The sequence below is a fragment of the Streptomyces sp. NPDC000404 genome (assembly GCF_040300365.1).
In the GTDB taxonomy this organism is placed as follows: domain Bacteria; phylum Actinomycetota; class Actinomycetes; order Streptomycetales; family Streptomycetaceae; genus Streptomyces; species Streptomyces ramulosus.
In genome coordinates, this window is the sequence record NZ_JBEPDN010000018.1 from 108663 (window position 1) to 132979 (window position 24317).

General features: G+C 73.5%; 17 protein-coding genes. 13 read left to right on the forward strand and 4 right to left on the reverse strand.

Annotation, left to right across the window (positions count from 1 at the left end; translation table 11 throughout):
* Positions 1-312 precede the first annotated feature (312 nt).
* A complete protein-coding gene (gene gabT, locus ABT345_RS29975; protein WP_345080103.1) occupies positions 313-1662 on the reverse strand; it encodes a 4-aminobutyrate--2-oxoglutarate transaminase in 1350 nt (449 codons plus the stop codon).
* A 241-nt stretch (positions 1663-1903) separates the two neighbouring features.
* Here gabT and ABT345_RS29980 point away from each other — a divergent pair, with 241 nt between their 5' ends.
* The 10 genes from ABT345_RS29980 to ABT345_RS30025 all read left to right on the forward strand — a co-directional run bounded on the left by ABT345_RS29980 (position 1904) and on the right by ABT345_RS30025 (position 19359).
* Positions 1904-4081: a type IV secretory system conjugative DNA transfer family protein gene (locus tag ABT345_RS29980; RefSeq protein WP_345080100.1), complete on the forward strand. Its 2178-nt coding sequence runs from the start codon at positions 1904-1906 to the stop codon at positions 4079-4081.
* 577 nt (positions 4082-4658) lie between these two features.
* Entirely contained in the window at positions 4659-6320 is a 1662-nt protein-coding gene (locus ABT345_RS29985; protein ID WP_345080097.1) for a PucR family transcriptional regulator ligand-binding domain-containing protein, read from the forward strand.
* Between the two features lie 529 nt (positions 6321-6849).
* Positions 6850-8307, forward strand: a complete 1458-nt coding sequence (locus ABT345_RS29990; RefSeq protein ID WP_345080094.1) for an aldehyde dehydrogenase family protein — start codon at positions 6850-6852, stop codon at positions 8305-8307.
* 777 nt (positions 8308-9084) lie between these two features.
* The gene (locus ABT345_RS29995) at positions 9085-11025 is read left to right on the forward strand and encodes an acyl-CoA dehydrogenase family protein (protein WP_345080091.1); all 1941 of its coding nucleotides are present in this window, start codon (positions 9085-9087) and stop codon (positions 11023-11025) included.
* Positions 11026-11436: 411 nt separating this feature from the next.
* Positions 11437-12711 (forward strand): 1-deoxy-D-xylulose-5-phosphate reductoisomerase, encoded by a 1275-nt coding sequence (dxr, locus tag ABT345_RS30000; protein ID WP_345080088.1) that lies wholly within the window; start codon positions 11437-11439, stop codon positions 12709-12711.
* Positions 12708-14012 (forward strand): M50 family metallopeptidase, encoded by a 1305-nt coding sequence (locus ABT345_RS30005; protein ID WP_345080085.1) that lies wholly within the window; start codon positions 12708-12710, stop codon positions 14010-14012. Before dxr ends, ABT345_RS30005 begins: the two co-directional genes overlap by 4 nt.
* 188 nt (positions 14013-14200) lie before the next feature.
* Positions 14201-15358, forward strand: coding sequence for a flavodoxin-dependent (E)-4-hydroxy-3-methylbut-2-enyl-diphosphate synthase (gene ispG / locus ABT345_RS30010; protein ID WP_345080081.1), 1158 nt, complete (start codon positions 14201-14203; stop codon positions 15356-15358).
* 174 nt (positions 15359-15532) lie between these two features.
* On the forward strand, positions 15533-16378 hold the full coding sequence (locus ABT345_RS30015) for a GNAT family N-acetyltransferase (protein ID WP_345080078.1): 846 nt from the start codon (positions 15533-15535) through the stop codon (positions 16376-16378).
* 409 nt (positions 16379-16787) lie between these two features.
* On the forward strand, positions 16788-17324 hold the full coding sequence (locus ABT345_RS30020; RefSeq protein WP_345080075.1) for a GNAT family N-acetyltransferase: 537 nt from the start codon (positions 16788-16790) through the stop codon (positions 17322-17324).
* Between the two features lie 325 nt (positions 17325-17649).
* A complete protein-coding gene (locus ABT345_RS30025) occupies positions 17650-19359 on the forward strand; it encodes a proline--tRNA ligase (RefSeq protein ID WP_345080072.1) in 1710 nt (569 codons plus the stop codon).
* A gap of 589 nt (positions 19360-19948) precedes the next feature.
* Here ABT345_RS30025 and ABT345_RS30030 read toward each other — a convergent pair.
* The 3 genes from ABT345_RS30030 to ABT345_RS30040 all read right to left on the reverse strand — a co-directional run bounded on the left by ABT345_RS30030 (position 19949) and on the right by ABT345_RS30040 (position 22173).
* Positions 19949-20863, reverse strand: a complete 915-nt coding sequence (locus tag ABT345_RS30030; protein WP_345080069.1) for an aminoglycoside phosphotransferase family protein — start codon at positions 20861-20863, stop codon at positions 19949-19951.
* Between the two features lie 61 nt (positions 20864-20924).
* Complete coding sequence (locus tag ABT345_RS30035; protein ID WP_345080066.1) at positions 20925-21422, reverse strand: ferritin-like domain-containing protein; 498 nt, start codon at positions 21420-21422, stop codon at positions 20925-20927.
* Positions 21423-21576: 154 nt separating this feature from the next.
* On the reverse strand, positions 21577-22173 hold the full coding sequence (locus ABT345_RS30040) for a hypothetical protein (RefSeq protein WP_345080062.1): 597 nt from the start codon (positions 22171-22173) through the stop codon (positions 21577-21579).
* Positions 22174-22332: 159 nt separating this feature from the next.
* Between ABT345_RS30040 and rimP the strand changes: the two genes are divergently transcribed.
* The 3 genes from rimP (at position 22333) to ABT345_RS30055 (ending at position 24292) form a co-directional block, all read left to right on the forward strand.
* A complete protein-coding gene (gene rimP / locus ABT345_RS30045) occupies positions 22333-22875 on the forward strand; it encodes a ribosome maturation factor RimP (protein ID WP_345080060.1) in 543 nt (180 codons plus the stop codon).
* A gap of 2 nt (positions 22876-22877) precedes the next feature.
* Positions 22878-23870 carry a transcription termination factor NusA gene (nusA, locus tag ABT345_RS30050; protein ID WP_345080057.1) on the forward strand — a complete coding sequence of 331 codons (993 nt, stop codon included), beginning with the start codon at positions 22878-22880 and terminating at the stop codon, positions 23868-23870.
* Between the two features lie 131 nt (positions 23871-24001).
* Positions 24002-24292, forward strand: coding sequence for a YlxR family protein (locus tag ABT345_RS30055; RefSeq protein ID WP_345080054.1), 291 nt, complete (start codon positions 24002-24004; stop codon positions 24290-24292).
* Positions 24293-24317 lie beyond the last annotated feature (25 nt).

Sequence of the window (24317 nt, forward strand, 5' to 3'; positions counted from 1 at the left end):
CCGCAGTCCCCTGCGAGCGGGGTGTATCTCTCATCTGCAGAAACCGTACGGCACCGGGAACACGCCGGACAGCCGGATCACCCGGCCGCCATTGCCCCCGCACATCTTCTTCACGCTGCCACCCCTCCGACCTGCAAGAGATTCCCCAGGCGCCGGCCCCGTCCCCACGCATGGGGCCCGCGCACGGGGCAGACGGACGGGGCCCCGCACACACCTCGGCCCGGGGCGCGGTCCGTGCCGCGCCCCGGGCCGAGGTGCCGAATCTGCCGGGGCACGGGGCCGGCCCCGTGCCGCCCCCGTCGCCCCGTCCGGTCAGAGTGCCGCGAGCGCCGCCTCAAGGATGTCCAGGCCCTCGTTGAGCAGGTCCTCGCCGATGACCAGCGGGGGCAGGAAACGCACCACGTTGCTGTACGTACCGGTGGTCAGGACCAGCAGGCCCTCCTGGTGGCACGCCTTCGCGAGCGCGGCGGTGGCCTCGGCGTTCGGCTCCTTCGAACCGGACTTGACCAGCTCGATCGCGATCATCGCGCCGCGGCCGCGGACTTCGCCGATGATGTCGAACTTCTCCGCCATCGTCTCCAGGCGCGCCGTCATGATCTCGCCGATCCGGCGGGCCTTGGCGTTCAGGTCCAGCTCACGCATGGTCTCGATGGAACCCAGCGCCGCCGCGCACGCCACCGGGTTGCCGCCGTACGTGCCGCCGAGGCCGCCCGCGTGCGCCGCGTCCATCATCTCGGCGCGCCCGGTGACCGCGGCCAGCGGCAGACCGCCGGCGATGCCCTTGGCGGTGGTGATCAGGTCCGGGACGATGTTCTCGTCCTCGCACGCGAACCACTGCCCCGTGCGGCAGAACCCGGACTGGATCTCGTCCGCGACGAAGACGATTCCGTTTTCCTTCGCGAAGTTCGCGATGGCGGGCAGGAAGCCCTTCGCCGGCTCGATGAAGCCGCCCTCACCGAGCACCGGCTCGATGATGATCGCCGCGACGTTCTCCGCGCCGATCTGCTTGGTGATCTGCGTGATGGCCTGCTCGGCGGCCTCCTGCGCGCAGTTCTCCGGGCCGGTCAGCCAGCGGTACGGGTAGGCCAGCGGCACCCGGTACACCTCGGGCGCGAACGGGCCGAATCCCTGCTTGTACGGCATGTTCTTCGCGGTCAGCGCCATCGTGAGGTTCGTGCGGCCGTGGTAGCCGTGGTCGAACACGACGACCGCCGGGCGCTTGGTGTAGGCGCGGGCGATCTTCACCGCGTTCTCCACCGCCTCCGCGCCCGAGTTGAACAGCGCGGACTTCTTCGCGTGGTCGCCCGGCGTCAGCTCCGCGAGCTGCTCACACACCTCGACGTACGGCTCGTACGGCGTGACCATGGCACAGGTGTGGGTGAAGTCCGCGAGCTGCGCGGTGGCGCGGCGCACCACGGCCTCGGCGCTGTTGCCGACCGACGTCACGGCGATGCCGGAGCCGAAGTCGATGAGGGAGTTGCCGTCGACGTCCTCCAGGACACCGCCGCCGGCGCGCTTGACGAAGACGGGCAGCACCGCACCGACGCCACCTGCCACGGTGGCCTGCTTACGCTCCCACAGCGCCTGCGACTTGGGGCCGGGGATCGCGGTGACGACGCGACGCTCCTGGGGGAGGGCGGGGCCTCCGGACAGTTCGGTCATGGCAGTCTCCTGGGGGTGGAAGGGGACGTACGAAAGGTCTTTTCTCGCAGGCTAGGGGCGGTGGACCGGGTCTGGCATGTTCCGTTCGGGAGAAGTGCGCGTGTTGCGTTGTCCGCGCCGGACATAGCGACGGCGCGGGGCCAGTAGATTGAGCGGCGGCGTACCGTGCCCGCACCGTCCACGACACGGGCACGGTCCACGAACGACGCAGGCACCGTCCAAGGGGGACAAGGGGCACCGGATGGACACCGAGGGCACGCACGACGCACCGCACACCGTTCCGCCGCCACCGCACGGAGCACCCCGACCCGAACCCACCGTCCCGCGCCCCGCGGCACCGCCCGTCGCCCCGTCGGCGGCCGCCCCGCCGCCCCCCGTGGCGCCGCCCCGGGCCCCGCACGAGGCGGCCCCCGAACCTCCGGTCCTGCGCTGGCTGCGCACCCCCCGGCCCGCCGCCGCACCGGGCATCTGGACGTACGGCCACCGCCCCCGCCCCGCGGCCGACCCCGACCGGGCCCCGCTGCGGCAGCTGATCAGCGGCGCAGTCATCTCGGGCCTGTGCGGGTGGCTGCTGTGGTCGTTGTTGTGGAACGGATATCTGGGGCCGTACTGGGCATGGCCCATGGACCTCCTCGTCCCGGACGCGTGGCAGGCCGCGGCAACCCCGGGAGACGAGATGGCGTACGCCATCGCCTCCTGGGCCTACTACGGCCTGTGGATCGCAGGCATCGCCGTGGTCTTCGGCCGTCTGGGCCGCTGGCCCGAGCTGCTGGGCCGGGTGGCCGGCCCGCTGCTGCGGCGGATGCGGGAGGGCGCCCCCGTGGCGAAGCCCGAACCGGACGTGGACCGTGCGCAGTGGCCCGAGCTGCGTGCCGCGGGCGCCGTCGACGCCGCCGACAAGCTCGCCGCGGAGGCCCGCGCGGGGCGGATGAACGATGTCGACGTCGCCCGTATCGACCACGCATGGCGCGCCGCACGGGGCGGCGCCGGTGGCATCGCGTCGTTCACCGACACCGTCCTACGGCACGGTGCCGCCGCCGAGGCGCACCCGTCCGGCGCGCGCGACCTGGTCCGCCGGACCGCCCACCACGACCTCCTGGCGCACCAGGTCCGCATCGGTGTCGCCGCCGACCACGAACGCAACCCGTATCAGCACCGCGGTGCCGGACTCGCCCTGGACCCGGGCCTGTTGGGTACCTCCCTGCTCGCCGTCGGCCCGTCGGGCAGCGGCAAGACGAGCCGGGTCCTCAAGCCGGTCGTCGAGTCGATGTGCCTCCAGGCGCTCGCCCGGCGGTGCGCCGTCGTCGCCGTCGGCCCCGTGGGCGCGGACCTCGGCCCCGATGACGCCTTCGACGTGGTGGTCCGCATCGGCCGCCCCGGCCAGGACACCGACCTCGACCTCTACGGCGGCACCACCGACCCCGACGAGGCGGCCGGCATCCTCGCCGAGGCGCTGGTCGGCGATCTGGCGACCGGTCAGCCCGGTGCGGACGGCCGGCGCGCGGCGACCGTGCTCGGGCAGCTCCTCGGCCCGTTCCGGACCGCGTACGGCCGGTTCCCGTCCGTGCCGGAGCTGCGTGAACTCCTCGACGGTGCGCAGGAGCCGGTGGCGGAGCTGCGCGAGGCGCTGCGCGCCGCCGGCGCCACGGCGCAGCTGCGGGAACTGGACGCCCGTGCCCGGCAGTCCGAGCGTCCGGGCGATACCGGAGCGCTGCTCGCCGACCGGATCGCGCTGCTCGACCGCCCCGCCTTCGCCGGATTCTTCGACACCACGGGGCGCACCCGGCAGGTGTCGCTGCGCTCCCTCGACCAGCCACTGCGGGTACGCGTCGAACTCCCGGAACGGGGCCATGCCGAGGCGTCGCGGATCCTCGCCCGGCTGGTGCTGGCGCAGTTCACCGAGTCCGCGGTGGCCCGCACCGACCGCTCACTCTTCGCCTGCCTCGTCCTCGACGAGGCGGCGCACACCATCACAGCCGAGGCGCTACGGGGCCTGCAACGGCTGCGGGGGGCCAACGCGGGCGTGGTGCTGACGCTCCGTGCGCTGGACGACGTTCCCGAGGCGCTGCGCAGCGCGCTGCTCGGTGCGGTCGGGTGCCGGATGGCCTTCGCCGGCGTCACGACCTGGGACGGGGCGCGGTTCGCCGAGGTGTGGGGCAAGGAATGGGTGGAGACCCGCGACGTCACCGACCGGCAGATCATCGCGTACAGCACCGCGGGCAAGGTGTTTCACGCGCTGCGCCGTGTGGTCACCGGCAAGGCTGCCACGGCAAAGGCGATCACCGTCCGCACCGTCGAGCGCGAACGCTGGTCCGCCTCCGACCTCGCCAACGCCGTCCCACCCGGCCATGCGGTGCTGTCGGTCACGTCGGTACGCGGCGAGCACGCGCCTCCGGTTCTGGTCGATCTGGGGAGGTAGTGCGCGGGGCGGCGGCCAGGGGGGCTGCAGCGGCCACATGGACGACGCCCCTGGGGAGCACGCCGGCGCCCCATGCGTGGGGCCCCATGCGCAGCACCTCATGCTCGGGGCCCACGTATGGCGCCTCGGAGAGAGGGCTGCGAGCCTGCGCGTGGTGCCTGACGGGAGGGCCGAGTCCCTGTGTGTGGCGCCTGGCGCGGAGCGCCCTCGATGTGAGCGCTGGGACCCGTGCACGGCGCTCCACGCGGGCACCCGTCCGCCCCGCCCCATGCGGACGCCCCATGCGCGGCTCCCCGCGGAGATACCGGCCCGCGCGAGGGCCCTGCCGCCTCATCCGGCCCTCGACCCCGAACGGAGCACGCCCGCAGACGCCCGCCAGGCGGTGCGGCTCGGGGCGCGGCACGGGGCGCCTTCCGGGCGGATGCGCCCTGGTCGGCGGCGTGTGCCGCCCGGCTGCTCCGGTCGCCGTTGAGGCAGAATCGGTAGCGACCGTTCATACGGGACGGCCAAACCCCGGGCGGTGCCGCCCCCGCCCCACGGGCGGTGGCCGCAGGCCCCCGTCGCCGTCGAAGGTTCCATGCCGCACACCCTCGCCTCCCTGGTCAACCACACCGCGCTCAAGCTGACCGTGCTCGCGGGCGAGGACCGGCTCGACGTCCCCGTGCGCTGGGCCCACGCCAGCGAGCTGATCGACCCGGTGCCCTACATGGAGGGCGGTGAGCTGTTGCTGATCACCGCGCTGAAACTGGACGCCGAGGACGCGGAGACCGCGCGCGCCTACGTGCGCCGGGTGGCCCGCGCGGGGGTCATCGGCCTCGGCTTCGCGATCGGCGTCAACTACGACGAGGTGCCGGAGGCGCTTGTCGCGGCGGCACGCGCCGAGGGGCTGCCGCTGTTCGGCGTGCCCCGCCGGACTCCGTTCATCGCCATCAGCAAGGCCGTGTCCGCCGCCGTCGCCGCGGACCAGTACCGCGCCGTGACCGCCGGATTCGAGGCGCAGCGGGAGCTGACCCGCGCCGCGCTGAGTGCGGAGGGCCCGGCCGACCTGCTGGCCCGGCTCGCCGCGCACCTGGACGGCTGGGCCGCGCTGTACGACGCCTCCGGCGCCGTGCTGGCCGCCGCACCCGAATGGGCGGCCCGCCGTGCCGCCCGGCTCACCATCGACGTCGCACGGCTGCGGGAGCGCCCAGCGCCCGCCAGTGCGGTGATCAGCGCGGCGGAGGGCGACGACCGCGTCGAACTCCAGTCGCTGGGCACGGGGCGGCGGGCACGGGGCGTCCTCGCCGTCGGCACGGGGGCGGCTCTGGGAACGGCGGAGCGCTACGCCGTCCACTCCGCCGTGGCCCTTCTGACGCTCGCCACGGAGCGTTCCCGTGCCCTCCAGGACGCCGAGGCCCGGCTCGCCTCCGCGGTGCTGAAGATGCTGCTGGTCGGCGAGCCGGACCATGCGCGGTCCGTGGCGGGACGGCTCTACGGAGGGCTGCTGGAGGCCCCGTTCCGGGTGCTGGTCGCCGAACCGGTGGCAGCTGACGGCAGCGTCGGCCACACGGGGCCCGGTGTCCTCGACGGCCTCGCGGACGCGCTGGAGTCCGCCGCCGCCCGCACGGGGGAGGCGGTGCTGGTGGTCCCCGAGACGGGGCGGTTGACGGCGCTGGTCGCCGACGGCGGGGCCGCGGCCGACGCGGGCGCCCGCTTCGCCGCGGACATCGAGGACCGCCCGGAAGTGCCGCCCGCGCCGCGCGGTGGGGCGCCCCGCGCCGAGGCCCCGTACGGCGGTGAACTGCTGGCTGCCGGGCTCTCCGCCCCGACCGGTCCCGCCGGTGCGCCGACCGCGCACCGCCAGGCGGAACAGACGCTCTCCGTCGCCCGCCGGCGCAGCCGCGCGCTGATCGAGCACGAGGATGTCGCCGCCGGCTCCGTCCTCCCGCTGCTCGCCGACGACGCCGTCCGCGCCTTCGCCGACGGGCTGCTGCGCGCCCTGCGGCAGCACGACGCGACCGGCCGGGGCGATCTGGTGGCCTCGCTCCGCGCCTGGCTCTCCCGGCACGGGCAGTGGGACGCCGCCGCGGCCGACCTCGGGGTGCACCGCCACACCTTGCGGTACCGGATGCGCCGCGTCGAGGAGATCTTGGGCCGCTCCCTGGACGACGCGGACGTCCGCATGGAGCTGTGGCTCGCCCTCAAGGCGACCTCGGACACCGAGGACAGGCACGGCGCACCGGGGACCCAGGGGGAGTGAACACACCCGCCCCGCCGTACCCTCCGCCGGGCACGGGGCACGGGGCGGGCATTCGTCTGTCCGGCGAGCCCAGCCGTCCGCGCGCATGGGGCGCGGACGCGCTGCCCCGCACGCGCCCGGGACGCTGCCATGGGACCGCCGCCCCATGCGCACGGAACCGGGAAAGTGGCGGGACGGGGGTGAGGCCGGCGAACCCGCCACGCGAGCCGCGCAACACCGCCCCACGCGCCACATGGCCCCGGCACGCCCACCGACCCGAGCTCGCCACATCCTCCAGGCACATCCCACGGCCCCACGCCGCCCCCACGGGCCGTCAGCCGCCCCGCCTCCGCCAGCCCCTCCGCCCCATGCCGCCCCTCAAGGAGGCCCCTGCCTCGTCCACCGCGGAGAGACACACCGACGGATTGCTCCGCTTCGGACAAACGCCACGGCGGCGTGGCACCCCTACGGTGGGGGCAGAGTCGACAGCGCGGATCTGCTCGCCGGTCCGTGCGCATCACCCACCACTTCGGAAGGGCCGGGATCCACTGTGCCGAACAATGCTGCAGCCCCCACCGCCTTTTGGGTCGCCGGCCGCGAGGCCACCGGTGACACCACCTTCGATGTCACCTCCCCCTGGGACGGGCGTCTCGTCGGCACGGTGAGCGTCCCGACCGAGGAGCAGGTCGAGGAGGCCATCGCCGCCGCCCTCGCCGTCCAGGACGAGTTCGCCGCCACCCCCGCCCACGTCCGCGCCGCGGCTCTCAGCCACGTCGAGCGCCGGCTGGTCGAGCGTACGGAGGAGATCGCGCAGCTGATCTCCGCGGAGAACGGCAAGCCCATCAAGTGGGCGCGCGGTGAGGTCGGCCGCGCCGTGTCCGTCTTCCGTTTCGCGGCCGAGGAGGCGCGCCGTTTCAACGGCGGGGAGGCGCAGCGGCTCGACACCGACGGCGGTGGCGCCGGGCGCCTCGCGCTGACCCGCCGCTTCCCGCGCGGCACGGTGCTGGGTATTGCCCCGTTCAACTTCCCGCTGAACCTCTGCGCCCACAAGATCGCCCCGGCGATCGCGGCAGGCGTGCCGATCTTCCTCAAGCCGGCCCCCGCCACGCCGCTGTCCGGTCTGATCCTCGGCGAACTCCTCGCCGAGACCGACCTCCCGGCCGGTTCCTGGTCGATCCTGCCGGTCCCCAACGACCGCATGGCGGCGCTGGTCCAGGACGAGCGGCTGCCGGTCATCTCGTTCACCGGTTCCGAGAAGGTCGGCTACGACATCCTCGACTCGGTGCCCCGTAAGCACTGCACCCTGGAGCTGGGCGGCAACGGCGCGGCCGTCGTCCTCGGCGACTACGCCTCCGAGGCGGACCTGGACTGGGCGGCCCAGCGGATCGCCACGTTCTCCAACTACCAGGGCGGCCAGTCCTGCATCTCGGTGCAGCGGGTGATCGCCGACGCGCAGGTCTACGACCGCCTGGTGCCCAAGATCGTCGCGGCGGTCGAGGCGCAGGTAACCGGCGACCCGTCCGACGCCGCGACCGAGGTCGGCCCGCTGGTCAGCGAGGCCGCGGCCGAGCGCGTCGAGGCATGGGTGGACGAGGCCGTCGCGGCCGGCGCCAAGCTGCTCGCCGGCGGCAAGCGCGAGGGCGCCGCGTACGCGCCGACCGTGCTCGCCGAGCTGCCCGCCGACACCACCCTCGCCCGCGAGGAGGTCTTCGGGCCGGTGCTCTCGGTCGCGAAGGTCGACGGCGAGGCCGCCGCGTTCGCCGCGGTCAACGATTCCAAGTACGGGCTCCAGGCCGGGGTGTTCACCCACGACGTGCAGGCGGCGTTCCGGGCCCACCGTGCGCTGGAGGTCGGCGGCGTGATCATCGGCGATGTGCCGTCGTACCGCGCCGACCAGATGCCGTACGGCGGCGCCAAGCTCTCCGGCGTCGGCCGCGAGGGTGTCCGCTACGCCATGGACGACTACACCTACGAGCGGGTTCTGGTGCTGACCGGCATCGACCTCTGAGGGACGGTGCCCGGCCCGCCGGCCGTGGCACGCCCCGTTCGCCCGACCCGGCCTGGACCGGTGGACAGCGCGGTCGTCCCCGAGACCGTCACATGAGTCCAGACCAGGCGCCGGTCCCTTCCCTCCCGTGGACCGGCCCCGGCCGTGGCGCGCTCCGGCACTCTGTACCGGAGCGCGCCACGCCCCCTTGGCGGCCCGGCCGCGGGGCACGCCGGATCGCGACCGTACGGCCCCGTCAGCGGGGCCGTTTTCCGTGTCCGAACGGGCTCGCCCGCGCCCCATGCCCTGCGCATGGGGCGGCTACGGGCCCTGCGCATGGCGCCGCCATGGCCCGCGCACGGTGCAGCCCGCACCCCACGCATGGGGCAGGAACGAGCCTCCCGCCCCATGCCGCCGCGCCGCCGCATGCAGCCGCCCCATGCCGTGTGTCCTCGCCCTGCCCCATGCGACGGCCTCATGCGGCGACATGCAGCGCCCCGCCCCGTGCAGCGGGCCTCCACCTGCCCCGTGCAGCGGGCTCGCCCCGCCCCATGCGCTCCGCCCGCCGCCGCGCGCACCACGCCATACCCCTCACCGGCGCAACACCCCGCTACGGATTCAGGGCCAGCCGTCCCCGGCCGACGGGCCCCTCCGGAGCCTCTGCCGGTTGCGTAGCGCTGGTGCAAATGCCGTATAGCGGGTAACTCTCACAAGTAGTCCATGAGTGCCCATGGGTGCCGTCCCGCCGGCCCCGGTCCGTCGGCACGGTCCATCCGAACGCGGCGAGGTGAGCCCGACATGTCCGCTCCGACCACCCGCAACGTCTCCGAGCGCGAGGCACGGCAGGTCGCCGAGGCAGCCCGGGAACAGGACTGGCGCAAGCCCAGCTTCGCCAAGGAACTGTTCCTCGGACGCTTCCGGCTCGATCTGATCCACCCGCACCCCAGCCCGGCGACGGAGGGCGTACGGCGCGGCGAAGCCTTCCTGGCCGCGCTGCGCACGTTCTGCGAAACGCGGATCGACGGCGCCCGCATCGAGCGTGAGGGGCAGATCCCCGACGAGACCGTCAACGGGCTCAAGGAGCTCGGCGCGCTCGGCATGAAGATCGACACGAAGTACGGCGGACTCGGCCTCACGCAGGTCTACTACAACAAGGCGCTCGCCCTCGTCGCCTCCGCCAGCCCCGCCGTCGGCGCGCTGCTCTCCGCGCACCAGTCGATCGGCGTCCCGCAGCCGGTGAAGGTCTTCGGCAGCCAGGAGCAGAAGAACGCCTTCCTGCCCCGTTGCGCCCGTACCGACATCTCGGCGTTCCTGCTCACCGAGCCGGACGTCGGCTCGGACCCGGCGCGCCTGGCGACCACCGCCGTCCCCGACGGCGACGGATACCTCCTCGACGGCGTGAAGCTGTGGACCACCAACGGCGTCATCGCCGACCTGCTGGTGGTGATGGCGCGGGTCCCCGCCTCGGAGGGGCACCGGGGCGGCATCACCGCCTTCGTCGTCGAGACCGCGACGCCCGGCATCACCGTCGAGCACCGCAACGCGTTCATGGGCCTGCGCGGGCTGGAGAACGGCGTCACCCGCTTCCACCGGGTGCGGATCCCCGCCGCGCACCGCATCGGCCCCGAGGGCGCCGGGCTGAAGATCGCGCTGACCACCCTCAACACGGGGCGGCTGTCGCTGCCCGCGATGTGCGTGGGCTCCGGGAAGTGGGCTCTGAAGATCGCCCGGGAGTGGTCGGCCGTCCGCGAGCAGTGGGGCAGGCCGATCGCCGCGCACGAGGCCGTCGGCGCCAAGATCTCCTTCATCGCCGCGACCACCTTCGCCCTGGAGGCGGTCGTCGACCTCTCCTCCCAGATGGCCGACGAGAACCGCAACGACATCCGGATCGAGGCCGCCCTCGCCAAGCTCTACGGATCCGAGATGGGGTGGCGGATCGCCGACGAACTGGTCCAGATCCGCGGTGGCCGCGGCTTCGAGACCGCCGACTCGCTCGCCGCACGGGGCGAGCGCGCCGTGCCCGCCGAGCAGCTGCTGCGCGACATGCGCATCAACCGCATCTTCGAGGGATCGACGGAGATCATGCACCTGCTGATCGCCCGTGAGGCCGTCGACGCCCACCTCTCCGTCGCGGGCGACCTCATCGACCCGGAGAAGAGCCTCGGCGAGAAGGGCAGGGCCGCCGCCGACGCCGGCCGCTTCTACGCCCGCTGGCTGCCGCGGCTCGTCACCGGATCCGGCCAACTCCCGCACGCGTACCAGGAGTTCGGGACGCTTGCGGGGCATCTGCGGTACGTCGAACGGTCCTGCCGCAAGCTGGCCCGCGCCACGTTCTACGCGATGTCGCGCTGGCAGGGGCGGATGGAGACCAAGCAGGGCTTCCTGGGACGGATCGTCGACATCGGCGCCGAGCTGTTCGCGATGAGCGCCGCCTGTGTGCGGGCCGAGCATCTGCGGCTGACCGGCGACCACGGACGGGAGGCGTACCGGCTGGCCGACGCGTTCTGCCGGCAGGCCCGTATCCGGGCCGACGAGCTGTTCGCCCGGCTGTGGACCAACACCGACGCCCTCGACCGCAAGGTCGTCTCCGGTGTCCTCGACGGCGCGTACCGCTGGCTGGAGGAAGGCGTCGTCGACCCCAGCGGCGAGGGCCCCTGGATCGCCGACGCCACCCCCGGCCCCAGCACCCACCAGAACGTCCACCGTCCCGTCCGGCGCCCCGGTTCCGAGGCGTCGTAGGCGTGTGGGGCGGCGCGCCACAGGGGAGCGACGGGCCGCCCGCCGCGACGGGCAGCCGCCCCATGCGCAGCGCCCCATGCTCCATGCTCCACGCCCCATGCACGGCGCCCCATGCGCGGCGCCCCATGCGCGGCGCCCCATGCGCGGCGCCCCATGCGCGGCGCCCCATGCGCGGCGCCCCGACCCGCGCATGGGGCCCGCCGCCCCGTGCGCCACGCCCGTGCACCGTCAGCCCCGCCCCGCCCTGCACGGGCCCCGCGCCCCACGCGGCCTCACTCCGCCACGTCGTACCCGCATGGGGCGGGGCACGGGGTCACCCGCCCCATGCGGCGCCACCCCACCGCCCCTCGTATGCACCCCCACGCCGACGCGGTGCCTCCGCCGCCTCCGCGACCGGCCACAATGGACCCCATGACGGACTCCCTCGCCCACCCGCACCTGCGTTTCACCCCGGTTTCCGCGGATCCGGACGCGCAGCACGGCCCCCGCGACATCGTGATCCTCGGATCGACCGGCTCCATCGGCACCCAGGCGATCGACATCGTGCAGCGCAACCCCGACCGTTTCCGGGTGACCGCGCTCTCCGCGGCCGGAGGCCGGGTGGAGCTGCTCGCCGAGCAGGCGCACCAGCTGCGGGTCGGCACCGTCGCCGTGGCCCGCGAGGAGGCCGCCCCGGCGCTGCGCGAGGCGCTGCGCGCGCGGTACGGCGCGGGCGAGCCGCTGCCGGAAATCCTCGCCGGACCCGACGCGGCCACCGACCTGGCCGCCTCCCCGTGCCACACCGTCCTCAACGGCATCACCGGCTCCATCGGCCTCGCGCCGACCCTCGCCGCCCTCAAGGCCGGCCGGGTGCTCGCCCTCGCCAACAAGGAATCGCTGATCGCCGGCGGCCCGCTGGTCAAGGCCGTCGCCGCCCCCGGGCAGATCGTCCCCGTCGACTCCGAGCACTCCGCGCTGTTCCAGGCGCTGACCGGCGGCGCCCGCCAGGAGGTCCGCAAGCTCGTCGTCACCGCGTCCGGCGGCCCGTTCCGCGGCCGCAGCCGCGCCGAGCTGGCCGGTGTCACCCCGGAGCAGGCGCTGGCCCACCCCACCTGGTCCATGGGGCCCGTCGTCACCATCAACTCCGCGACCCTCGTCAACAAGGGTCTTGAGGTCATCGAGGCGCATCTGCTGTTCGACGTCCCCTTCGCACAGATCGAGGTCGTCGTCCATCCGCAGTCCTACATCCACTCGATGGTGGAGTTCACCGACGGCTCCACCCTCGCCCAGGCCAGCCCGCCCGACATGCGGATGCCCATCGCGCTCGGTATGAGCTGGCCCGCCCGCGTCCCCGACGCCGCGCCCGGCGTCGACTGGACGACGGCCCGGACCTGGGAGTTCTTCCCGCTCGACGAGAAGGCGTTCCCCTCCGTCCCGCTCGCCTGCCACGTCGGTGACCTCGGCGGCACCGCGCCCGCCGTCTTCAACGCCGCGAACGAGGAATGCGTCGACGCCTTCCTCCACGGCGGGCTGCCTTTCACAGGGATTGTGGATACGGTCGCCGAAGTGGTCGCCGAACACGAGGTGCCCGGACGGGGAACTTCCCTCACCGTCGCGGACGTACTGGAGGCGGAGACCTGGGCGCGCGCCCGCGCCCGCGAACTGGCCGCCCGGGCGGCACGTACACCTTCGGAGGCTCGCGCATGACGACCTGGATGACCATCCTCGGCATAGTCGTCTTCGTCGTCGGCCTGCTGTTCTCCATCGCCTGGCACGAACTCGGCCATCTCTCGACGGCCAAGATGTTCGGCATCCGCGTGCCGCAGTACATGGTGGGCTTCGGACCGACGCTCTTCTCCCGCAAGAAGGGCGACACCGAGTACGGCATCAAGGCCGTCCCGCTCGGCGGCTACATCCGCATGATCGGGATGTTCCCGCCCGGCGACGACGGGAAGCTCCAGGCCCGCTCCACCTCACCGTGGCGCGGCATGATCGAGGACGCCCGTTCGGCCGCCTTCGAGGAGCTGCAGGAGGGTGACGAGAAGCGCCTCTTCTACACGCGCAAGCCGTGGAAGCGCGTCATCGTGATGTTCGCCGGGCCGTTCATGAACCTGATCCTCGCGGTCGTGATCTTCATGAGCGTGCTGATGGGCTTCGGCATCAACACCCAGACCACCCAGGTCGGCTCGGTCTCCGACTGCGTCATCTCGGCGTCCGCCAAGACGGACAAGTGCCCCGCCGGCGCCAAGGACTCCCCGGCCAAGGCCGCGGGCCTGCGCGCCGGCGACAAGATCGTCAGCTTCGACGGACGGGCCATCCCCGACTGGGACACCCTCCAGGCAAAGATCCGCGACACCACCGGGCCCGCCACGCTCGTCGTCGAACGCGACGGCGCCCGCCGCACCCTGCACGCCGACCTCATCGAGAACAAGGTCGCCAAGACCGACGGCCACGGCGGCTACGTCGACGGCCAGTACGTCACCGCCGGCTTCCTGGGCTTCACCCCGGCCAGCGGCGTCGTCCAGCAGTCCTTCGGCCAGTCCGTCGACCGCATGGGCAACATGGTCCAGCAGGGCGTCACCTCCCTGATCAACCTCCCCGGCAAGGTCCCCGACCTGTGGAACGCCGCCTTCAACGGCGCGGAACGCAAGGCGGACTCCCCGATGGGCGTGGTCGGCGCCGCGCGCGTCGGCGGCGAGGTCTTCTCCCTCCACATCCCCCCGGAGCAGCGCGTCGCGACGATGCTCTTCCTGGTGGCGGGCTTCAACCTCTCCCTCTTCCTGTTCAACATGCTGCCGCTGCTCCCGCTGGACGGCGGGCACATCGCCGGCGCCCTGTGGGAGTCGCTCCGCCGTGCCTTCGCGAAGGTCGTCCGCCGCCCGGACCCGGGCCCGTTCGACGTCGCCAAGCTGATGCCGGTCGCGTATGTCGTCGCAGGCGTGTTCATCTGCTTCACCCTGCTCGTCCTCGTCGCCGACGTCGTCAACCCGGTCACCCTCACCGGATAGTCGGAAAAGCAGCAGGTCACACACGTGGACGGCCGGACGTCCCGCGGAGCGCCGCGGGTGTCCGGCCGTCTTCGTACGACGCCGCCGCGCGGCCACGATGTGCTTCGGGGAACCCCGGTGCCGTAATCTCGGAGGCCGGAGCCCGCCGACTTCGGGACCTAGATCCACACCTTGGGGTTGCTCGCCAGATGACTGCCATTTCGCTGGGAATGCCGGACGTACCGACCAAGCTTGCCGACCGCAGGGTCAGCCGCAAGATCCACGTCGGACCGGTCGCCGTGGGCGGAGACGCACCGGTGTCGGTGCAGTCGATGACGACCACCCGCACCTCCGACATCGGCGCCACGCTCCAGCAGATTGCCGAGCTGACCGCCTCCGGCTGCCAGATCGTCCGCGTCGCCTGCCCGACCCAGGACGACGCCGACGCGCTGCCCGTCATCGCGAAGAAGTCCCAGATCCCGGTGATCGCGGACATCCACTTCCAGCCCAAGTACGTGTTCGCCGCGATCGACGCCGGCTGCGCCGCGGTCCGCGTCAACCCCGGCAACATCAAGAAGTTCGACGACCAGGTCAAGGAGATCGCCAAGGCGGCCGGTGACGCGGGTACCCCCATCCGCATCGGCGTCAACGCCGGTTCGCTCGACGCCCGTCTGCTCGCCAAGTACGGCAAGGCCACGCCCGAGGCGCTCGTCGAGTCCGCGCTGTGGGAGGCGTCCCTCTTCGAGGAGCACGGCTTCCGCGACATCAAGATCTCGGTCAAGCACAACGACCCGGTCGTGATGGTCAACGCCTACCGCCAGCTCGCCGCGCAGTGCGACTACCCGCTCCACCTCGGCGTCACCGAGGCGGGCCCCGCCTTCCAGGGCACCATCAAGTCCGCGGTCGCGTTCGGCGCGCTGCTCTCCGAGGGCATCGGCGACACCATCCGCGTCTCGCTCTCCGCGCCGCCCGCCGAGGAGGTCAAGGTCGGCATCTCCATCCTGGAGTCCCTCAACCTCCGCCAGCGCCGCCTGGAGATCGTCTCCTGCCCGTCCTGCGGCCGCGCCCAGGTCGACGTCTACAAGCTCGCCGACCAGGTCACCGCCGGTCTGGAGGGCATGGAGGTGCCACTGCGCGTCGCCGTCATGGGCTGCGTCGTCAACGGCCCCGGCGAGGCCCGTGAGGCCGACCTCGGCGTCGCCTCCGGCAACGGCAAGGGCCAGATCTTCGTCAAGGGCCAGGTCATCAAGACCGTCCCCGAGTCGAAGATCGTCGAGACGCTCATCGAAGAGGCGATGAAGATCGCCGAGCAGATGGAGAAGGACGGCGTCACCTCCGGCGAGCCGGTCGTCACCGCCGCCGGCTGACCGCCCCGTCAGCCACCGCACGGCGCCCGCCGTGGCCGAGCCCCGTCGCCCCGTTTCCCGGGGCGACGGGGCTCACACCTGGCGCCATAGGTGGTGTCCGACGGCGGGAGGTACAGTGCGAGAACCTGCTCCTGCCTGGCCTCCCAGGCCCGCACCGGTGAGGCTTTCCGACACGTGCTGACGACCACCACCCTCAAGGTCCTGGAGCCGGGGGAGCTCGACGCCGCCCTGGAGGTCCTGGACCGCGACCCGGTCGCCAACGCCTTCGTCGCCGCCCGGGTCCAGGTGGCGGGGCTCGACCCATGGCGGCTCGGCGGCGAGATGTGGGGCTGGTACACCGGCGGCCGGCTGGAGTCCCTCTGCTACGCCGGGGCCAATCTCGTCCCCATCTGCGCCACTCCCGAGGCCATCCGCGGCTTCGCCGAACGCGCCCGCCGCCAGGGCCGCCGCTGCTCCTCCCTCGTGGGCCCGGCCGAGGCCACCGCCGCCCTGTGGTCGCTGCTGGAGCCCGCATGGGGCCCCGCCCGCGAGGTCCGCGCCCACCAGCCCCTCATGGTCACCACCGCCCCGTCCGCGGAGATCGCCCCCGACCCCTACGTCCGGCGCATCCGCAAGAACGAGATGGAACTGATCATGCCCGCCTGCGTGGCCATGTTCACCGAGGAGGTCGGCATCTCCCCGATGGCCGGCGACGGCGGACTCCTCTACCAGGCACGCGTCGCCGAACTCGTCGGCGCCGGCCGCTCCTTCGCCCGCGTGGAGAACGGCAAGGTCCTCTTCAAGGCCGAGATCGGCGCCGCCACGCCCCGCGCCTGCCAGATCCAGGGCGTCTGGGTCGACCCCGAACACCGCGGCAAGGGCCTCTCCGAGAGCGGCATGGCGGCCGTCCTGCGCTACGCCCTCGCCGACGTCGCCCCCGTCGTCAGCCTCTACGTCAACGACTTCAACACGGCCGCCCGGGCGGCGTACCGGCGGGTGGGGTTCGAAGAGGTCGGGGCGTTCATGAGCGTGCTGTTCTGACGTGGCCCGGCGCGGCTGATCCGGCGTGGCCGGCGAGGCGCGTCGTGGCGTCTTGAGTGGCGCGGCGTGGGACCGCTGCGGGGGCCGCGCCGTGGTGCGTTCCGTGCGTGCGTGGTGGCCTCCGTGCCGGGTGGGATCCGCGCGTGGCGGCCTCCGTGCGTGGTGGGCGGTCCCGCCTCGGCCGCGCCGTGATGCGTGCCGTGCCGCATGGTGTCCGCCCGGTCGCCGCCGCACCGTGGCGCCCCGTGCCGGTCGCACCATGCGGGCTGCACCGGGGTTCCCGCAGCGCCGCGGCTCGTGGGCTCTGCCCGCACCGTGCTTGCGCACCAGGCACATGCGGGCCGCGCACCGTCGTCCCCGCACGCCTGTGACCGTGCTGGTCAGGCCGTACTCCTTGTACGCTCCGACCATGGATGACATCGCGGTCGGCCCCCTCGATCTCGCCGCCCGTGTGGACGACGCGCTGGCGGTACAGGCCCTCGCCTTCGGCCTCACCGACGGTGAGATGGCCATCCGCCGCCCCATCGTGCTCCGGCACCTGCAGTGCCCCGGGGCCCGCGCACTGGGCGCCACCACACCCGCCGGCCGCCTCGTCGGCTTCGTCTACGGCATGCCCAACGACCGCGCCCACTGGTGGTCCGGCATCGTCGAGCCCTATCTGCGCGCCCAGCAGCTCGCGCACTGGCTCGACGACTCCTTCGTCATCACCGAACTCCACGTCCACCCCGCCTACCAGCACCGCGGCATCGGCCGCCGGCTGATCACGGAGCTGACCGACACCACCACACGGCCCCGCTCCATCCTCTCGGCCCTCGACACCGACAGCCCCGCCCGCGCGCTCTACCGCTCCCTCGGCTACCAGGACCTCGCCCGCCGCGTGCTGTTCCCCAGTGCCCCCACGCCGTACGCCGTCATGGGCGCCCCGCTGCCGCTGCGCCGCTGCTGACGCCGCCTTACCGGGAGCGGCACAGGGCGCGGCGCGCGCCGCGTGGTGCGTGGGGCGCGCCGCGTGGTGCGTGTGGCGTGGGGCGGCGGTGCCTGGGGGCGCCGTGCCGCGCGCCCCATGCGGGCCCCGCCCCTCCCCGCGCCATGCCCCGTACGGGGGTGGCCCCGGCGCGTACCGCAGGCCCCGTGCGGGCGCCCCGTGCACGGGGCGCCAGGCGTCCGCAGGATGCGCGCCGCCCCGTGCGCGCCGGGCAACCCATTTCCGTGCGCCCTGTCCAGGCGGCTAATCTCCAAGGAGTCACCTTTCTTACGCAGGAGAAATTCCCATGGCCCACGCCGCTCAGGTCCAGCGCATGTCCCGATTGATGATCAAGACGCTGCGCGACGACCCGGCCGACGCCGAGACCGCCAGCCACAAGCTGCTGGTACGCGCCGGGTACGTCCGCCGTACGTCCGCGGGCATCTGGACCTGGCTCCCGCTGGGCAAGAAGGTGCTGGAGAACGTCTCCCGCATTGTCCGCGAGGAGATGGACGCCATCGGTGGCCAGGAAGTCCTGCTCCCCGCCCTGCTCCCCAAGGAGCCGTACGAGGCGAGCGGCCGCTGGGAGGAGTACGGCGACCTCCTCTTCCGCCTCAAGGACCGCAAGGGCTCCGACTACCTCCTCGGCCCCACCCACGAGGAGATCTTCACCCTCACGGTCAAGGACCAGTGCACGTCCTACAAGGACCTGCCGGTGATCCTCTACCAGATCCAGACCAAGTACCGCGACGAGGCCCGTCCCCGCTCCGGCGTGCTCCGCGGCCGCGAGTTCCAGATGAAGGACTCGTACAGCTTCGACACCACCGACGAGGGCCTGGCCACCTCCTACGCCCTGCACCGCGAGGCGTACACCAAGATCTTCGAGCGGCTCGGCCTGGACTACCGCATCGTCTCCGCCGTCTCCGGAGCCATGGGCGGCTCCGCCTCCGAGGAGTTCCTCGCTCCCGCCGCGGCCGGTGAGGACACCTTCGTGGACTGCCCGGCCTGCGACTACGCGGCGAACACCGAGGCCGTCACGGTCAAGGTCGCTCCGGTCGAGGACGCCGACCACGGCCCCGTCGAGGAGCTGGACACCCCCGACACCCCGACCATCGAGGCCCTCGCCGCGCACCTGGACGTCCCGGCGTCGGCGACGCTGAAGAACCTCCTGGTGAAGGTCGACGGCGAGATCGTCGCCGTCGGCGTCCCCGGCGACCGCGAGGTCGACCTCGGCAAGCTCGGCGAGCACCTCGCGCCCGCCACCGTCGAGCTGGTCACCGCCGAGGACTTCGTCGACCGCCCCGACCTGGTCCGCGGCTACGTCGGCCCGCAGGGCCTGGCCGGCACCGCGTTCCGCTACCTCGCCGACCCGCGGGTCGCCGGTGGCACCGCCTGGATCACCGGCGCCAACAAGCAGGGCATGCACGCGAAGAACGTCGTCGCCGGCCGCGACTTCGAGGTCGACCAGTACCTCGACGTGGTCGTCGTCGAGCCCGGCGACCCCTGCCCCAAGTGCGGCACCGGCCTGCGCATCGACCGCGCCATCGAGATCGGCCACATCTTCCAGCTCGGCCGCAAGTACGCGGACGCCTTCGAGCTGGACGTGCTCGGCCAGAACGGCAAGCCCGCGCGCGTCACCATGGGCTCGTACGGCATCGGCGTCTCCCGTGCGGTGGCCGCCCTCGCCGAGCAGAGCCATGACGAGTCCGGGCTGTGCTGGCCCCGCGAGGTCGCCCCGGCCGATGTGCACGTCGTCGCCGCCGGCAAGGCCAAGCAGACCGAACTCGCCCTGGAAATCGGCGAGAAGCTCGGCGCCGTGGGCCTGCGCGTGCTGGTCGACGACCGTCCCGGTGTGTCGCCCGGCGTGAAGTTCACCGACGCCGAGCTGATCGGCATCCCGACCATCGTGGTCGCGGGCCGTCGCGCGGGCGAAGGCGTTGTCGAGGTCAAGGACCGTCGCACGGGTGAGCGCGAGGAGCTCTCCGTCGAGGACGCGGTCGCGCGACTCGGCGCCTGATACGGGCTACGGGGCCGACCGGGGCGTGAGCGCCTCGGTCGGCCCTTTCTCGTGCCCGGGTGGGATCGGCTGGGTGCGCGGGCGGGGAGTGGCGCCGTGCACATTTCTGTGGGGCGACGTGGCGTGATGGGCCGCATGGGGCACCCGCACCATGCAGGGCCTTGTGCCGGCCCGGTACCGGGCCATGCGCCCGCCCCATGCAGGTTCACGCGGGACGGAGCCGCACCGCGCATGGGGCGGAGCGGCCCCATGCGCGGTGCCCCATGCGAGGAACAGCCGCCGCCCCATGCGCGAACCGGCCGTCCCCGCAGTAGCAACGGACCCGAGGCATGGGGCGCCGCTCCCGCACGGCGCCCCCGGCCAGCGCAGCGGCGGGCATCCGGTGTCAGGCTCCCGCGCCCCGCGCCCCGCGCCCCGCACGGCGGATGCTGCACGGGAGCGAGGCGCCCCACGCACCCACGCACGGTGCCCCACTCGCGGCGCACGCTGCACGGGGCGCGGCGCCCCACACACGGTGCAAGGCGCCCCACGCACCGCGCATGGTGCAAGGCGCCCCACGCATGGTGCAGGCGCCCCACGCCCACCCCGTTCAGAGCCAGGTGGCGAATTCCAGGAGGAGCTCGCCGTGGCGGCGGTCGCCCGATGCGGCTTCGCGGACTCCGGCGGCCACCGCGCGGTAGAGCGTCCAGTCGCGGAGCCGGTCCCGGTCGACCTCCAGGGACTCGGCGAGCTTTGCCACCCGGCGGCGGGTCGCGGCGGCGGCGCCCGAACCGGCCGCCAGGTCCTCGAAGCGGTCCGTGACCAGCGCCGCGAGATCGTAGGCCCGCTCGCCGATCACCGGTACGGGGCCCACCGCCAGCCACGGCGCGCGTTCCCCAGCCAGCACCTTGCCCTGGCGGAACGCGCCGTGCAGCACGTACTCCTCGGTGGCGGAGTCCGCCAGCGCACGGCGCAGCTCCGCCGCCTGCTCCACGAGCGGGGCGGCCGACGGCGTCCGGGCGCCCGCCGTGCGCAGCGCCGCCACCGCCTCTTCCGTACGGCCCGACAGCGTCTCGAAACCGTGGTCCGCGCCGGGCGGTGCCACCCAGAGGCGGCGTACCGTTCCTGCAGCCTCCAGCAGCGCCTTCGCCGACGGCAGCGACCGCAGCGAGACCGAGCCCTGGAGACGCTCCAGCAGCAGCGCGCCGCTCGCCTCGTCCGCCCGCAGCAGCCGGACCGCGCCCCAGCCGTCCCACAGTCGCAGCACCGCGGCCTCCTGCGCGTGCGAGCGGCCCGGGACGGGGAACTTGAGCGCCGCCGGCGTCCCGTCCTGCTGCCGGACGAGCGCGACCAGGCTGCTGCGGCCCCCGGGCGTGTCCACCCGCTCCAGCGTCAGCTCCCAGGCGTCGAGGCGCTCGTGGACCGCCGCCGGCAGCGCGGCCAGCCAGTCGCGCACGGGGGCGGCCGGTTCGCTGCCGAGGGAGTTCACCAACCGCCGCGGTGGTTCGACGGGTGCCGTTGCCATGCCTTGCCGTCCCTTTCCGGGATGAGGGGCCGCCCGGCCCGCCAGGGCCCGCGGCCGGTCGTCAGAGCGCGTTCGCCGAGGTGCTCACGGAGGGGGACGGGGCGCTGTTCGCCGCCCGTTCCACGAGCCCAGGGAAGGCTACGCCGCTGCCCCGCCAGCGCACCGCGCGCACCGCCGCCTCCCGCAGCGCGGCGGCCGCGTCCGCCCGGCGCCGCTCGTCTCCCGCGCGCACCAGGCCCGCGTAGACGGCGGCGAGCCGGTCCTCCAGCTCGGCGGCGAGACGGACCGCGGCGGCGGCGTCCGGCACCGGGAACGGCAGCTCGTACGCGGCGGCCGACGCCGCCGGGGTGCCGCCGAGGTCGCGCACCGTGCGGCGCAGCGCGTCGCGGCGCGCACGGTGCGCGTCGTAGGCCTCGCGGGCCTCCTTGCGGCGGTCGTCGGCGATCCGCCCGCCGACCACGCCGTAGCCGTAGACGGCGGCGTGCTCGGCGGCCAGGGCGCTCTGCACGGCGGACAGCTGCGTGGGGCGGGCATCGGCGGAGCGCGGGGAGGGCGTCACGGGGCGGGCCTGTTCCTTCGATGGGTGGGGGGAATGTGCCGGGACGGGGCGTGGTGCGGTGCGCATGGGGCGGGCGCCCCATGCGGAGCGGAGCGGGCGCTGCGCCTGCGGGGCACCCGCTTGGTCCGGGGTGGTCCGGTGCGTACCCGCCGTCTCACCCGGCGGCGGTCAGCAGATACGCGTGGGCGGCGCCGGCGGCGGCCACCGAGGCCAGCAGGCGGGCCAGCTCGGGCGGCGCGGTGCGCAGCGTGCGGGTGCGGGCGTCGGCCAGGCGGCGCTCGGCGTCGGCCAGCGCACCGCGCGCCGCCTTCTCGTCGCCGGGCACGCCGGAGCCGGACGCCCCGGAGCCGTCTTCCGCTTTCTTCGACGCCGCGGCCTTCTGCGGCGCCCCGGCCTTCGGCGACGCACCGGACTCCTCCGGCGCGCCCGGTCTCCCGGAGGCGCCGGGGGCCGACGGCCCGGCCGAGCCCTCCGGTCCGCCGGCCGGCCGGGCGCCGAACGCCTCGGCGTGGCGCGCCACTTCGGCGCGGAGCGGCCCCAGGCGCGGCCCCAGGGCGGGATGGGCCGCGAGGGTCGCGTCGTAGCGGGCCAGCAGGCGCGTGCTGTCACCCGCCGCCGCGGCGCGCAGCCGCTCGGCGGCCGCCGTCTGCCGCGCAGCGGGCGTTCCGGAGTCGTCGGAGCAGCCGCTCAGCAGGGGGGCGGCGCCCAGCACGGCACCGGCCAGCAGGGTCGTTCTGCGCGTGAGCGCCACGTTCGGCACGTTCCACATCCCGGGTCTTCCGTAGTGATCACCGCTGGCGAGCGTATCCGCGACCGGCCACCGAATCGTCAGTACCCCGCCGGAACAGATAGGCTTTGACCCGACACGCGACCCACCCACAACAGCACACGCGGCCGAGGAGTCACCCGGATGAGCACCACCCAGAGCGAGAGGCTGCGCGGGCTGCTTGAACCGCTCGTCGCCGCACGAGAGCTGGATCTGGAAGAGATCGATGTGACCCCCGCGGGCAAACGGCGGGTGCTGCGGGTCGTGGTGGATTCCGACGCGGGCGTCCAGCTCGACGAGTGCGCCGAACTCAGCCGCGAGATTTCGCAGGCGCTGGACGACTCCGATGTGATGGGCGGCGCCCCGTACACCCTTGAGGTCACCTCGCCCGGCGCCGACCGGCCGCTGACCGAGCTGCGGCACTACCGCCGCGCCGTCGGCCGGCTGATCAAGGCGCAGCTGCGCGAGGGCGGCGAGCTGGTGGCCCGTATCCAGACGGTGGACGAGGACGGCCTCGACCTCCAGGTGCCGGGCGTCAAGGGCCGCAAGCCCACCGAGCGGCGCCTCGCCTTCGACGAGATCGCCAAGGCGCGGGTCGAGCTGGAGTTCAACCGTAAGAGCGAGTCGTCCGATCAGCGCGGTGCGCAGGACGACGAGAAGATCGACGAGAGTCAGGAGGAGGCGTAGCCGTGGATATCGACATGAGTGCCCTGCGGGGTTTGGTGCGGGAGAAGGAGATCTCGTTCGACCTGCTGGTCGAGGCGATCGAGTCGGCCCTCCTCATCGCCTACCACCGCACCGACGGCAGCCGCCGTCAGGCGCGGGTGCAGCTGGACCGCAGCTCCGGCCATGTGACGGTGTGGGCGAAGGAAGACGCGGCGGACCTGGAGCCGGGCGAGGAGCCCCGCGAGTTCGACGACACCCCGTCCGGCTTCGGCCGGATCGCGGCGACCACCGCCAAGCAGGTCATCCTGCAGCGGCTGCGGGACGCCGAGGAGGAGATCACCTTCGGCGAGTTCGCCGGGCGTGAGGGCGACGTCATCACCGGCGTCGTCCAGCAGGGCAAGGACCCCAAGAACGTCCTCGTGGACGTCGGTCCGATGGAGGCCATGCTCCCCGTGCAGGAGCAGGTCCCCGGCGAGGACTACTCGCACGGCACCCGGCTGCGGTCGTACGTCGTCCGGGTGGCCAAGGGCGTCCGCGGCCCGTCCGTGACGCTGTCGCGCACCCACCCCAACCTGGTGAAGAAGCTCTTCGCCATGGAGGTGCCGGAGATCGCCGACGGTTCCGTCGAGATCGCCGCCATCGCGCGTGAGGCCGGGCACCGTACGAAGATCGCGGTGCGCTCCACGCGCTCCGGGCTCAACGCCAAGGGCGCCTGCATCGGCCCCATGGGCGGCCGGGTGCGCGCGGTCATGGCCGAGCTGCACGGCGAGAAGATCGACATCGTGGACTGGTCCGACGACCCGGCCGAGCTGGTGGCGCACGCGCTGTCGCCGGCGCGGGTCAGCAAGGTCGAGGTCGTCGACCTCGCCGCGCGCTCCGCCCGGGTCACCGTCCCCGACTACCAGCTGTCGCTGGCCATCGGCAAGGAGGGGCAGAACGCCCGCCTCGCCGCCCGGCTGACCGGCTGGCGCATCGACATCCGCCCGGACACCGAGCAGCAGGCCCCCCGGGACTGAGCCGCACGGCACGCCCCCGCGCACCGCTCGTGAAAATGAGTGGTGCCGCGGGGGCCGACCAGGAATTCTGAGCAGTCGTCCGGCCCTTACCCCATCGGGGTGAGGCCGGCGCGGGGAGGTAGACTTAAGCAGTGTCTGGCCGGACGCATGCCCGCGCATGCCCTGAGCGAACCTGTGTGGGATGCCGGGAGCGAGCGGCCAAGGGCGATTTGCTGCGCATCGTGGCGATCGAGGGTGAGTGTGCCCCCGATCCTCGCGGTACGCTGCCCGGCCGGGGTGCTCATGTGCACCCGACACGGGTCTGTCTCGACCTGGCGGTCCGCCGCCGGGCGTTCAACCGGGCCTTCCGGGGCCCGGGGCCGTTCGATGCAGCGGCCTTGCGGCAGTACATCGAAGGCGTCGAACAGCGGCCCGGGCAATAACGCACAGCACGAATGCACAGCGCAC